Consider the following 13,455-nt stretch of genomic DNA (forward strand, 5'->3'; position numbering starts at 1 on the left):
CCCGGTGTATGTCGCCCCTGCGGCGGAACCGCAGCCGTTGGTGCATGCCACGCTGCAGGCCGCCAGCGCGTTTGGCATCCCGCGTTTTGACAGCCCGAACGGTGAGATGATGGAAGGCCCCGGCGGCGTGGCGATTGCCGATTTGCGCATTCGCGATGGCCGTCGCCAGTCGCTCTATCGATCCTATGTCTATCCGCGGATGTATCAGCCCAACCTGACGGTGGTGACCCACGCGCTGGTGACGCGCCTGTTGTTTGAAGGCAAACAGGTGGTTGGCGTTGAGGCGGTGATTAACGGTCAGCTCTGCCGTATTGGTGCGCTGTGTGAAGTGATCCTGTCGATGGGCGCGATCCAGACCCCGAAAGTGCTGATGCAGTCGGGGATCGGCCCGCAGCATGAACTGCGCAAACACGGCATTGAGGTGGTCGAACACCACCCGGGCGTGGGGCAAAACCATCAGGATCATATCGCTTTCGGCTGCACATGGGAGTACCGCACACCGCAGCCGATCAACGCGGGCGGCTGCGAGTCGACACTGTACTGGAAGAGCGATTCGCGGCTTGATGCGCCGGATCTTCTGCAGTGCCAGCTTGAATTCGCCGTGCCGTCACCGCCGGAAGTGGGTATTGACCCGCCCGAGCATGGCTGGACCATGTTCGCCGGGCTGGCGCGACCGAAAAGCCGTGGCAGCCTGCGACTGACGGGCGCGAATCCTGACGATCCGCTGTTGATTGATCCTAACGTGCTCAGTGAGCCGGAGGATCTCGAAGCAGCCTTTGCGACCGTTGAGCTGTGTCGGGCCATTGGCAACCATTTGCGTTTTGACAACCTCATCAAGCGCGAAGTGACGCCGTTGTACCGCGAGCGCCGCGAGATGGAACAGTTCCTGCGCAACTCGGCGGTGACCTTCTGGCATCAGTCCTGTACGGCAAAAATGGGGCGCGATGCGATGTCGGTCGTCGACGGGCAACTGCGGGTGTATGGCATTAAGAATTTACGCATCGCCGATGCGTCAATTATGCCGAGAATCCCCGTTGGCAACATCATGGCGCCTTGCGTGGTGATCGGTGAACGAGCTGCCGATCTCATCAAAGCGACGCATGGATTGCAGACGATGGGATCGCATTATTTCTGAGAGGTGGCGACTGGAGCGCTCATTGTGAAGGATGAGCGCTCTTTTTATTTTCGTTATGTCGAGCCTGTTGTGTTAAGCCAGTACGCCAATCGGCCAGGGAACGAACTCGTTTTCGCCTAATCCAAGTGCTTCACTTTTACTCTGTTCTCCCGAAGCGACTGCGATAATTTTCTCAAAAATGGCTTCTCCCATCTGGCGCAATGTTGCGTCTCCGTCAATGACGACACCGCAGTTGAGATCCATATCTTCTTCCATGCGCTGATACATGGGGGTGTTACTGGCTAGTTTGACGGTCGGCGCAGGCATTGAGCCAAAACAGGAACCGCGTCCGGTGGTAAAAGCAATCATATTGGCGCCGCCGGCAACCTGTCCCGTTGCCGAGACCGGGTCGTAGCCCGGGGTATCCATAAATACCAGGCCTTTTTGCGTAACGGGATAAGCGTAACGGTATACTTCCATCAGCGGAGAGCTCCCGCCTTTTTTCGCCCCGCCCAGCGATTTTTCCAGTACGTTTGCCAGCCCGCCCGCATTATTGCCAGGGCTGACCCGACCATTAATCTGGCAATCACGTCCTTTGTTGTACTCCAGCCACCAGTTGATGCAATCGACGAGTTTTTGCCCCACTTCCGGTGTGACTGCACGTGCAGTAAGCGTGTGCTCAACACCGAATATTTCGGTGGTTTCTGAGAGGATTGCGGTTCCACCTTGCTCCACCAGCAGGTCCATCGCGACACCCAACGCCGGGTTTGCCGAAAGGCCGGAGAATCCGTCGGAACCTCCGCACTGAAGCCCTACGGTCAGATGCTCCACGGAGACCGGCTGGCGTTTGATCGCATTAGCATGAGGTAACATGGATTCGATAATGGTGATACCTTCGTCAATGGTTTTTCGCGTACCGCCGGTATCCTGAATCACCAGTTTGCGCAGCATCGGATTCTCTTCGAGTCCCATTTGTTCAAAGAACCCGTGAATATTATTGCGCTCACATCCTAACGCGACGACCAACGCACCCGCAGTATTCGGGTTATTGATGTACCCGGCCAGCGTACGACGCAGCAGGTCCATCGGTTCGCCGCTCATTTCCATACCGCAGCCGAGTTCGTGAACATAGGGGACAACGTTATCAACGTTTGGCCAGGCCTGAAGACGTTCTTGCGTAAAGTGTGCGGCAATTTTGCGCGCCACTGTTGCGCCACAGTTTCCAACCACAAACACACCGAGAATATTACGCGTTCCCACACGACCATCTTCGCGAACATAGCCGTTGAAGGTACGTCGCTGCTCTGGTGGTACGGTTTGTACAGGGTGATAATCGCGGCTGAAGGCGTAATCACGCTGAAAATCTTCAAATACAATGTTGTGACTGTGCAGCCAGGTACCTGCGGGTAGATCGTCTGACGCAAAACCAATGACGGTATTGTATTTGAGAATAGGTTCGTCCTTTTTAATCAGTCTTGTCGCGACCTTATGACCTAATGGCACATCCTGCAGAGTTACAATATTTTCACCGACGATAGGTGTGCCAGCTGCGATAGCGACCCGGGCGACAACAACGTTATCTTTTTCATCAAGGCGAATAACCGGAGATTTTGTCATTACAGTGCTTCCTTATTTTATTCAGCGTCTGCCCGCGCATTGGCGAGCAGAACTCAGGGTTCAGACTTCACGTTTTTGCAGGGCTGTTGCGCCTTCACGCGGGGCGATTTTCAGACGCTCAATTTTGCCTACGATGAACCAATAGCTGCAGACAGCGATGATGCCGTGGGTACCCACGAAGACCAGCGCATTGGCAAAGGAGTTAGTTTCCTGCAGGATGTAGCCAATCACCACCGGCGTGACGATGCCTGCAATGTTGCCCAGGGAATTGAACAGACCGCCAGTGGTGCCGATAATCTCTTTCGGCGCGGTATCCGCAACAACCGCCCAGCCCAGTGAACCGAAGCCTTTGCCAAAGAAAGCGGCGCTCATCAGGAACATTACCAGCGCTTCTGACCCCACGTAGTTACAGAGGATCATGCTGGCGCTCATGGTCAGACCGATGGTAATCGGCACTTTACGCGCCAGGCTCAGGTTATTGGTTTTACGCAGCAACCAGTCGGAGAAAAAACCACTCAGTATGCCGCCTACCAGCCCACAGATTGCCGGGACCGAGGCCATAAATCCGGCCTGTAAAATCGACATACCGCGTTCTTTCACCAGATAAATTGGAAACCAGGTCATAAAGAACCAGGTGATCGCCGAGATACAGTATTGGCCAATAAAAATGCCGATCAGCATCCTGCTTTTAAACAGTTGAGCGATTTCCTGCAGCCCGGCACGTTTACGCTCATCTTTTATACTGGGGACGGTATCAAGTTCCACCAGCGCGCCACCTTCTTTCAGATATTCCATTTCTTCGTTGTTGATCCCGGGATGCTTAGTGGGGACATGGAAGAACTTTGACCAGCAGAAGGCAATCACGATGCCAATGACCCCCATCACGATAAACACGTGATCCCAACCGAAGGCATGGCATAACCAGGCCATCAGCGGCGTGAAAATGGCGAGGGAGGCGTATTGCGCGCTGTTAAAGATGGCACCGGCCACACCGCGTTCCTGAGAAGGAAACCAGGCGGCGATGATACGTCCGGCAGAAGGACCAACCGGGGACTCGCACACACCCAGCAGAAAACGCAGGATTAGCAGGGCAGGGACAACAAACGTGATATAGCTGACCAGCCCCATCAGAACGGTCATTACTGACCACAGTAAGATGCCCAGAAACATGGCGCGTTTAGAGCCAATTTTATCCGCGACCCAGCCCGCGGGCGTCATACTGATGACGTACGCCCAACTGAACGCGGAAAAGAGATAGCCTATTTCAACAGCGCTAATACCCAGCTCTTTTTGCATTTCTGGACCCGCGACGGATAACGTAGCGCGATCGCCGGTGGCCAGCGTTAACACCAGGGTAATCATAAACAGAATGTAATAGCGGGCATGCGTTTTATTATTTTTAGTGCTCATAATGCACTCTCCAGTTCTGACTCTCTCAGCCAGATGATGTTGTAGGGTAGTGAAGGCAAATGCGTTATTTTTTTATTTGTAAGTAGTGTTTCGCGCCGTTCACCATATGCGGGGTGATAGCCGTCACCAGGTAGTGTGCGCCCCAGTTTATCGCTTCTGCCGCGCGTTCCGGTGTACCGACATACGTCCCGGCGATATTGCCACTGGCGGCGATTTTGCGGATACAGCGTTCAATGGTGTCCAGTACGTCACGATGGTTCAAATCGCGTCCGTAACCCATTGATACGGCTAAATCTCCCGGGCCGACGAAATAAACGTCAGCCAGTCCCGCAGCCAGAATGTCATCCAGGTTATCTACCGCCTCCACGGTTTCAATATGTACAGACAGCACCCGCGACGCGTTGGCTTCGGTCAGATAACGTGCTTTATCTGCGCACATACCATAATTTGCCGCTCGTGGCAGGAAGGCGACTCCGCGATCGCCTTGCGGCGGAAACAGCGTTGGCCGACTGGCGAGGCGGGCGTCTTCTACGGTATTGATCAGCGGTACCTGCACCCCGTCAGCACCAAAATCCAGCGCTTTTCGCGTGTATTCGGCACGGTTGTACGGAACCCGTACCAGACAAGGCACTTGCTGGCTGTGCGAGGCGCGTACCATATCTTCTACCGTCTCTGGATTCATATTGCCGTGCTCGTTATCGATAAGCACAAAATCAAACCCCATCGCGGCGGTAAATTCAGTGAGCGCCGCAGAGGGGAAAGTGACAAAGCAACCGTGTAGTGGCCCCTCGCGGAGCCGTTGTTTGAAATCAGGGAAACGCATCATTAACTCCTTGCCTGCACTTCGATGCCGGAAAGCTGCTCAAAGACTTTAATAATGTTTGAATGGTCTTCGTTTCCTGTCCCCTGGGCCATGCACGTTTTGTACAACTCACGCACCAGGCTTGCGATCGGCATCGGGGAGTCAATACCCTGGCTGAGTTCCATCGCCAGATTGAGATCTTTGTACTGTAAGCGGGTCATGAAACCGGGGTCGAAGTTACGTTCCAGGATCAGGTTTCCACGGATATCCAGTGCGCCGCAGCGTGCGTAACCCGCAGAGAGCACTTCCACAATTTTGGCCGGATCCACGCCCGCTTTGGCACCCATGACCAGCGATTCACCCAGCGCGGCCATGGTGGCAGCGGCCAGTACCTGGTTGCAGGATTTCACTACCTGACCTGCGCCATGACTGCCAACATGCGTTACCCGCCCACCTAACACCTCAAAGATGGGTTGGCAGCGGGCAAAAACGTCCGCGTCGCCGCCGACCATGATCGACAGTGTTCCGCCCTTCGCCCCTTTGTCGCCGCCGCTTACCGGGGCATCCAGCATATTCGCGCCCAGCGCTTTGATCTTTTCCGCAAAGTGACGGGTGGCGAGGGACGATATAGTGCTCATATCGATAACCACTTTGCCTTCCCGCAGCGCAGAGGCGAGGCCGTTTTCCCCAAACAGTACGTCTTCGACCTGTGGCGTATTGGGTACCATGGTGATGGTAATCTCTGCTGCTTCCGCCACGGCACGCGCCGAGGTCTGACCGACGGCACCATCGCGGGAAATCTCTTCCACATCCTGTGCCACAATGCTGTAGGCATGGACGGTGTAGCCCGCTTTCAACAGGTTGCGCACCATCGGTTTGCCCATAATGCCCAGACCAATAAAGCCTAAAACTGGTTTCATGCGTATCACCCTTAATAAGTTTGGTATTCAATAATGCTGCGTAATTCCGCAACATCTATTTCATCGAAGGCGCAACAATCTCGATGGCTCAGATAGGCTGCAGTGCCTGCGGCATATCCGGTTAAAAAGCACTGCGCGGTCACTCTTGCCGAAGCCAGAGCTTCATGTTCTGCACAGAGTGTTCTGCCCGCAGTGATGAGGTTAGGAACGTCCTCTGGCAGTAATGTGTCATAGGGAATGTCATACCAGTCGTTGTCGAGATAGAACATGAAGATGCCGTCCTGCCCGTGCGCTTCAATGCACCAGGCGCTGCTGGCAACGGCTCTCTGACTTTTTTTGGCCTGAAAGACATCATCATTAGACAGGCAACGTTGACCTTCGATCGTCCGACTCTGGCGGATGCCAATTTGCGCCGCGACATCGTTGAGCCGGGCGTTTTCGAACCCCGGCACCCATGCACGCAGAAAACGTTCATATTCACGTACCTGCTTACGCCCTTGCTGCTCGGCAAAGGTCAAATCTTCCGCGCAGGTCGCGTCAATGGGCCTACCGTCATCGCGTAATATGCTGGTGACGTTGCACATGACTTCGCCGGGACGTGGGGAGGGCAGCAGATAAATATGCTTGCGTGGCAGGTAGAAACCCTGGGCCTGCGCGGCTTCCACCCATGTCTCTAGTTGATCCACAGGATGGCCGATGCCGCGCGCGATATCGACATTGCCCATGCGGAACACCATCGTGGGGTACTGCACCATCCCGTTACGTCCGCAGGTATAAGGCACCCCGGCTTTTACGCACAGATCACCGTCACCAGTGGCATCAATAAAACGGCGCGCGGTAATTAACTGCCGGCCGTTTTTATTTTCAATAATCACCCCGCGCAGCTGATTGCCTTCCATCACCACGTCGGTGGCGAGGGTGTGAAACAACACCTTAGCGCCGCTGTCGGCCAGCAGATCGTCGGCGATCTCTTTCCAGGTGTGTGGTTCATGAACCACCAGACAGGTCTCGCCGAACGGGAAGGGATCACTGACGGCGCCGCGATGCTTCAGATGCTGGTAAAACTCACCGGCAAAGCCGTGTACTAACTGCTCATGAGGACCTTTACCCGAGGTAAATAGTCCGCAAATTGCTCCTGACATGCCTGCGGTCGCCATACCACCGCAAAAACCATAGCGTTCGATCAGCAGTGTCTTTTCCCCGGCGCGCGCAGCTGCGGTGGCTGCGGCAACACCGGTTGGACCACCACCCACAATCAGAACTTCAACGTCGTATGCGATGGGGAGTTCCCTGGCGGCTTCGTACCAGATTTGCATGATGTGCCTCCTTCACAACAAGGGTGAACATTCACCCTTGTTGTGTGATGTTTAATCGACGTTTTTTGCATGGATGCGGCGTTTACCCAGCACCGCGCCCTGTGCAATCGGCTGTACCAGTTGCGCATATTGCGACAGGTATGTGCCGCTGCCGCCGCCGAGAGGCAGAGGTTTGGGTTGCCACTGCGCCAACCGGGTGTCAATCACCTCCTGCGGCACGTCCATATTGATACTGAGATCGACGAAGTTGATGTGTACGGTCTCACCCTGTTCGATCACCGCCAGTGGCCCGCCAGCAGCCGCTTCTGGCATCAGTTGACCGACGATAATGCCGCGGTTCAGACCGGAAAGTTCGCCATCGGTGATCACCGCGACATATTCAGCGATCCCTGCGCCGTTCAGCGCCGCCACGAAACTACAGGCGAATACTGTGCCGGGGCCGCCTGCCGGGCCCATGTTGCGCAGGACAATCACATCGCCTTTCTGGATCTTGCCTTCACCCAATGCCTCAATGGCTTCGTCTTCGCCTTCGTAGATATTGGCTGGGCCGGTAAACTGCTCCAGTTCCCCCGGCACGGCAGAAAGTTTGACGATGGCACCATCCGGGGCGAGATTGCCGCGCAGGATCGCCACGCCAGGGCGCTGGCTGACCGGGTTATTCAGGCTGCGGATCACTTCATGGTTTTTCACCACTGCGTCTTTAATGTTCTCACCCACGGTTTGTTGCGTGACGGTCAGCGCATCCAGATTGAGGAAATCGCGCAGCTGGTTCATCACCGCGGTGGTACCCCCCGCTGCTTCCAGATCTTCTGTACGGAACGGACCGTTAGGGCGAACAGAAGTTAGTAACTTGATGTTTTTACCGTATTTTTCATACAGGCTGACGACATCGATCGGCAGTTCAGCTTCGGTGGCGATTGCGGAGAGATGACGAACGGTGTTCACCGAACCACCGACGGCCAGCACTGTCATGACCGCGTTCTGGATAGCTTTTTCTGTGAGGATTTCGCGTGGTAGAACCTGCTGTTGGGTCAGTTCAACGATGCGTTTCCCGGCGGCCTGTGCGTACTCTTTCACTTTGCGGCCGTTGGCCCAGATGGGCGAGTTGCCAGGTAGCGTCATGCCTAATGCTTCAGCCACGATGTGCATAGAGTTGGCCGTCCCCAGACCCGCGCAAACGCCCGGCGACTGGATCGCGACATCGGTCATGTCGGTCAGATCTTTTTCACTGATCGCACCGGTTGCCAGGGCTCCTACCTGCTCGTAAACGTCATCGATATCGAAGAACTGGTCGTCAAATTTCTCGTTCGAGCACTTGCCACCCACCTGGTAGCCGCAGGTCAGCAGCAGGGACGGCACATTCAGTCGTGCGGCTGACATCAGGTGTGCCGGTGTTGTTTTGTCGCAGGAGGAGAGACAGATCATGCCGTCCAGCACGGCGCCTTCCATCATGCATTCCACTTCATTCACCATCAGGTCGCGGGTCGGCATCAGATACCGCGCTTTTTTTCCCGCGCTGGTCACGAAGTCGCTGGGTGCGACAGTGCGCACTTCAAAGGGTAATCCCCCTGCGTCACGAATGGCCTGCTCAACGATCCGGCAAAGTTCGTCCAGATGGACATAACAGCAGGAGAGCTTGTTGGAGGTATTGATGATCGCGATCTTCGGTTTATGCATGTCTTCTTCGCGGATCCCCATGCTGCGCCATTGCGCACGACGTACTGCCCAGCGGGTCGAGCCCGGCTTAAAATTGCTTCTGTACATCATGAATTCCTTTATTGGGTTGTGGTTTTATGATTCGAAATATCCTCTTGTTGGGTTGGTTGTCCAACCAATTTTTAAGGGAAATGCAATAAAGGTCACAAAACGGGGGGGTTTTTGCCTTTTTGATCCTTGTGGAGGGAAAGATAGGGCGCAGAACGGCCAACAATGATATAGTGGTCCATCCAATTTTTTCGCCGCAGTGATTGAGTACGACGTAATGCAGTGAAAGCCACTGCTCACAAGTGTGATATGTCGTTGTGAAGAGGTAATGGTATGCCGGATAAAAATAAATTCACGATGATCCCCATTAAGCGCACGGACGTTTTTCAGTCGATCATCCAACACATCACTAATTTCCTCGACAGTAAACAGATCAAACCGGGTGAGCGTCTGCCATCCGAGCGCGAGCTCGCCAGTATGCTCAATGTCAGCCGTACCTCGGTGCGTCAGGCGCTGAAGGTACTCGAATCGTCCGGACGTATTGAGACGCGCGTGGGCAGCGGAACCTTCCTGACGGAACCCCCGGCGGTGTCGCTTAGCGATACCCATAGTCTTGAAAGGTTGATCGAAGGTGGGGTGACAAAAGAGTTCTTGCGTAATCTGATTGTGGCACGGACGTCAATCGAGCGAGCCATCTTTGAAGACTACGCCTGGCGCGCCAATAAGTCTGGGATTAACCAGCTACGGGAGCTGATCGAGCTTAACCGGGAAAAATTCTCGAGCCAGGATTGCGATGATGATGACAGCGCGCTGGATCTGAGTTTTGAAAAAAAAGTGGCCCGGTTGGGCGGCAATCCGATCCTGATCAACATGCAGGAGCAGTTGCACCATTTATGGGTGCTGGCATGGCGGCAGTATGGTTTCACACCGGAGCAGACCGAGGTGCTGCATGAAGAGCACTTAGCGATTATGGACGCGCTGGCGGCGAAGAACTCAGCGCGCGTTGCCGATCTGATCGTCCAGCATGTGGATAAAGAGATCGACTGATTGCGCACAAAGCCCGGTGATACCGGGCTGCTCGAGTTAAACCGGTAAGGATTGACGGAAAAACAGGAGGCCTTCCTCAACGGATGACTGCGTGATTTTATGCCCTGCGTGTGGATCGATGATGCAGGTCAGTGAATCACTGTTGATAGCCTCCCGGAGGCGTTCGGTGTACTGTACGTCGACAATCGTATCTTGCTCACCGTGCCAGAGAAAAAGGGGGCGTTGAGCCAGAATAGCTTCTTTTCCTGCGACGTCGTAAGGGGCCAATCCGCACAGGCAATCTGCACTCATATTGCCTGAAGGAGGATGAATCGCAGGGATGGCGTCGGTAAAATAACCGCTTGCCATGTAGGCGGCGCCGGCCTGAATAGCCGGATAACGTGCCATCGCCCCCAGCACCGCAAAACCGCCCATTGAGGTACCCAGCAAGCCGAGTCGAGAAATATCGCCCAGATTATCCTGCTGACACGCTGCGATTAATACGGGAAGCTCATCCAGGGTGTGTTGCAGGATCGGCCAGAAAGAGGCGGCGCGACGCGTTGCATCATCCTTCACCCCATGCAGCGCCGCCTGTGGACAAACCACGCTGTAACCTGCCTTCGCGAGCATATAACCCAGATTGGCATCTAACTCGCGGGAGGCCATAAAGCGATGAAACAGTACGATGAGCGGTCTGCGGCTGGCATTACCGTCTGCTGGACGAAACCAGAGCGCAGGCGTGTTGGCAATCAGACGGTCAGAAATAACAATGTCCACTTTTATCCCTTCGCAATCAGATGGCGTTCCAGTACGTCGATATCCGGGTTAAAACCCAGACCCGGCGCTTGTGGCAGTTCCATCACAGGTTCGAAATGCATAAACGGATGCAGGATTTGTTCAAACATCAGCCATGGTACTTCCAGTGGAACGGGTTTTGGCAACACGCTGAGCAGATGGGCGCTGGCAAGGAGCCCGGGACCATAATAAAAACAGTGTGGCAGTAGGCTGACGTTCTTATGCGCGCGCGCGTGTTTGATAATGTCCAGTACGGCGGAGATACCGCCAATTTTGGCGACACTGGGCTGAAGTACATCTACTGCATCAAGCGCCATACTCAACACAAACTCTTCGCTGTTGTTAAAGTTTTCTCCTGCGGCAACGCGTGCGCCCGTCATCTGACGCAGGTAACGGAGCTGGCTTATGTTTTCTGGTGGGAATGTCGGTTCTTCAACAAAGTCGACACCTGCAGCATGGAGTTGAGGGAGAATCTCTTCTGCCTGCTGCGCGTTCCATGCGCAGTTGGTGTCAACCATCAGAGTGACCTCATCCGGCAGCGCCTGGGCAACCGCCACAATAGCCTGCGGATCTCGTTCGTGCAGTTTAATATGCCGATAACCCTTTTCAATTAAGGGATTAATACACTCCATGAGTTTAGCGACATTTCCGTCGAAACTGGCGAGGCTGGGATACAACTCAACCTCGGAGCGCGTGCCGCCGAGCAATTTCCACAGCGGCAGGTTCTCTGCTTTGCCACGCAGATCCCACAGGGCGATATCCAGTGCGGAAAGTGCATACATCATGGCGCCGCCACGACCATAGCTGTGAAAGGCATAGTGTGCTTTCTGCATCAACACCTCTGTGTCGTCGCACGTTTCGCCTGTAAAGAATGGGGCGAGTAATCCGCTTAACAGCGCCATACTGGCGGGATTACAGGCGTGACCAAATGCTTCTCCCCAACCGGTAAGTCCGCTATCGGTTTCGACCCTCACCAGCAGCGCATCCAGGGTGGGGTTTAGCGACCGCGCGGCATTAAAGAGACCTTCTTTATCGGTGGTGCGCGTCATTGTTGGCGTATAAGGCAGACGGACCAGAAAGCTATCTATGTTCGTAATACGCATAAAATGTCCTTAATGATGAGAGAGCGCGAACTGCACACCCAGAGATGCGGGATGCTGAGGCGTGCTGACAAGAGGGCGATCGATCGCCGCCGTTTCCAGACAGACAAAGTGTTGCCAGCCGTCATCCGGTATGTCGCTTGTCTGTGCAGCCCGTTGCTGCCAGGGATTCCACACCACCACGTTGCTGTTATTGACATGGGTGAGCGTCAGGGTTCTGTCCGGGGTGACGAGCATCGTCTGCGGTTCCGCATCCGAACAGATCGCGCCAAATTCGCCCTTCAGGGAGAGTGGCGATGGCAGATTTTGTCGCGGTTTCCCGGCAACAGTGTCGTAGCCTTGCGTTCCCACTCCGTGAATACGCGTAGTACGAATATCTGACGTCGCGAGATAGCTGTGCAGGGCGGCGGTGGTGCTGTAATTACCGTGAGCGGTTAGCAGCAATTCGCAGATCTCTGCCGTGAAATTCAGCGTCAGCTCCAGTTGAAAAGTGTGGTTCCACCACTGGCGAGTTTGCGGTGTCTCACAAAGGCGCAATGTCAGAGAAAGGGCGGTTCTGGCACTGTCGAGCGTCGTTAACTGCCACGGCATAATTCGGGCAAAACCATGAAATGGCTCACCGCCAAGGTCGGTGAACCACGGCCAGCAAACGGGCACTCCGCCACGAAGGGGAATGCCGGCTTTAAACGGCGTGTTATCGCTTAACCACAGTACGGAATTTGTTTGTCGCAACGGTCTCCAGGCGAGCAGATGCGCACCCTGTAAGGCTACGGCGGCGTCGCAGTAGGGCGTCTGTATCACCAGAATATCCAGTTCATCCATTTTCCGCCGGGTAATACCGGGGCTGAGCGTCTCCAGCACCGGTAGAGCGAATAGCTGTTTAATTATGTTCATCGTCAGACATCCGTCCGTGTAGTGACATTTTGCTGCCGTAACAGATCGTCGTTCATCGCATAGCGCGCCAGCGCGGGACGATCGAACGTGATGCCATGTCCTGGTGCTTCGCCTGGGCGAATGGTGCCGTTTACGACCTGACAGGATTGAGAAATTATTCCCATCTCGTGCAGACTCGCCCCCTTTAACCCCTCGAAGAGCTGGATATTGGGCAAGCCACAGCCCAGATGCGCCATCAGTTCCATACCGAAATGCGGGATTACGGGGATGTTGTGGCTTTCAGCTAATTTCGCGATTTTCACAAACTCGGTAATTCCCCCCACCCGATACACATCCGGCTGAATGTAGTCACAGGCCTCCTGTCTGATCCAGTGAGCGAACTGGTATTTGGTGTACAGGCTTTCACCAACGGCCACCGGAATCGGGCATTTCTGGCACAGCAGACGGTGACCGTTGATGTCGTCGCTGAGCAGAGGCTCTTCCAGCCAGTACAGCCCGACCTGATTNCATCCGACGAGCCGCATCACCCGAGGACCACTTCTTGTTGGCATCTACGGCGATGTTAATCGATGGTCCTACAAAGTTACGTACCGCCAACAGGCGAACCAGATCGTCCTCAACATCCTCGCTGCCGATTTTCATTTTGACCGTGCGATAGCCTGCGCTGAGGAAACCTTCCATTTGGGCAAGCAGGGCATCAATGGAGAGATGCAGGTTCACGCCGCTGCCGTAACCCGGTAAGGTATCCCGATAGCCG

The 13,455-nt window shown here is 54.8% G+C and carries 11 protein-coding genes and 1 pseudogene; 2 read left to right on the forward strand and 10 right to left on the reverse strand.

All coding sequences use genetic code 11. The annotated features are described in order from the left end of the window. On the forward strand, positions 1-1,135 hold a 1,135-nt coding region (locus GM30_RS09085), incomplete at its 5' end, for a GMC family oxidoreductase (protein ID WP_049848354.1). Positions 1,136-1,207: 72 nt separating this feature from the next. Here the strand turns inward: GM30_RS09085 and GM30_RS09090 are convergent. The 6 genes from GM30_RS09090 to ilvD all read right to left on the reverse strand — a co-directional run bounded on the left by GM30_RS09090 (position 1,208) and on the right by ilvD (position 8,943). Further along, positions 1,208-2,731 (reverse strand): UxaA family hydrolase, encoded by a 1,524-nt coding sequence (locus GM30_RS09090; protein ID WP_049848355.1) that lies wholly within the window; start codon positions 2,729-2,731, stop codon positions 1,208-1,210. A 60-nt stretch (positions 2,732-2,791) separates the two neighbouring features. Further along, the gene (locus GM30_RS09095) at positions 2,792-4,141 is read right to left on the reverse strand and encodes an MFS transporter (protein ID WP_049848356.1); all 1,350 of its coding nucleotides are present in this window, start codon (positions 4,139-4,141) and stop codon (positions 2,792-2,794) included. A 64-nt stretch (positions 4,142-4,205) separates the two neighbouring features. After that, positions 4,206-4,967, reverse strand: a complete 762-nt coding sequence (locus GM30_RS09100) for an HpcH/HpaI aldolase family protein (protein ID WP_238582626.1) — start codon at positions 4,965-4,967, stop codon at positions 4,206-4,208. Next, positions 4,967-5,863 (reverse strand): NAD(P)-dependent oxidoreductase, encoded by an 897-nt coding sequence (locus GM30_RS09105; RefSeq protein WP_049848358.1) that lies wholly within the window; start codon positions 5,861-5,863, stop codon positions 4,967-4,969. The genes GM30_RS09100 and GM30_RS09105 overlap by 1 nt, the downstream gene beginning before the upstream one ends. An 11-nt stretch (positions 5,864-5,874) precedes the next feature. Continuing rightward, positions 5,875-7,179: an FAD-dependent oxidoreductase gene (locus GM30_RS09110; RefSeq protein WP_049848359.1), complete on the reverse strand. Its 1,305-nt coding sequence runs from the start codon at positions 7,177-7,179 to the stop codon at positions 5,875-5,877. Between the two features lie 51 nt (positions 7,180-7,230). Beyond that, a complete protein-coding gene (gene ilvD, locus GM30_RS09115; RefSeq protein ID WP_080993409.1) occupies positions 7,231-8,943 on the reverse strand; it encodes a dihydroxy-acid dehydratase in 1,713 nt (570 codons plus the stop codon). A gap of 273 nt (positions 8,944-9,216) precedes the next feature. Here ilvD and GM30_RS09120 point away from each other — a divergent pair, with 273 nt between their 5' ends. Next, complete coding sequence (locus GM30_RS09120; RefSeq protein ID WP_049848361.1) at positions 9,217-9,930, forward strand: FadR/GntR family transcriptional regulator; 714 nt, start codon at positions 9,217-9,219, stop codon at positions 9,928-9,930. Positions 9,931-9,966: 36 nt separating this feature from the next. Here GM30_RS09120 and GM30_RS09125 read toward each other — a convergent pair whose 3' ends face one another. The 4 genes and pseudogenes from GM30_RS09125 to GM30_RS09140 all read right to left on the reverse strand — a co-directional run bounded on the left by GM30_RS09125 (position 9,967) and on the right by GM30_RS09140 (position 13,379). Beyond that, positions 9,967-10,686, reverse strand: a complete 720-nt coding sequence (locus GM30_RS09125) for a serine aminopeptidase domain-containing protein (protein ID WP_049848362.1) — start codon at positions 10,684-10,686, stop codon at positions 9,967-9,969. A 2-nt stretch (positions 10,687-10,688) separates the two neighbouring features. After that, on the reverse strand, positions 10,689-11,807 hold the full coding sequence (locus GM30_RS09130; RefSeq protein WP_049848363.1) for a mandelate racemase/muconate lactonizing enzyme family protein: 1,119 nt from the start codon (positions 11,805-11,807) through the stop codon (positions 10,689-10,691). Positions 11,808-11,816: 9 nt separating this feature from the next. Continuing rightward, positions 11,817-12,698, reverse strand: coding sequence for a D-hexose-6-phosphate mutarotase (locus GM30_RS09135; protein ID WP_049848364.1), 882 nt, complete (start codon positions 12,696-12,698; stop codon positions 11,817-11,819). Positions 12,699-12,700: 2 nt separating this feature from the next. Further along, positions 12,701-13,379, reverse strand: a pseudogene (locus GM30_RS09140) (enolase C-terminal domain-like protein). Positions 13,380-13,455 lie beyond the last annotated feature (76 nt).

It is taken from the genome of Trabulsiella odontotermitis (genome assembly GCF_001188485.1).
Classification (GTDB): domain Bacteria; phylum Pseudomonadota; class Gammaproteobacteria; order Enterobacterales; family Enterobacteriaceae; genus Trabulsiella; species Trabulsiella odontotermitis_A.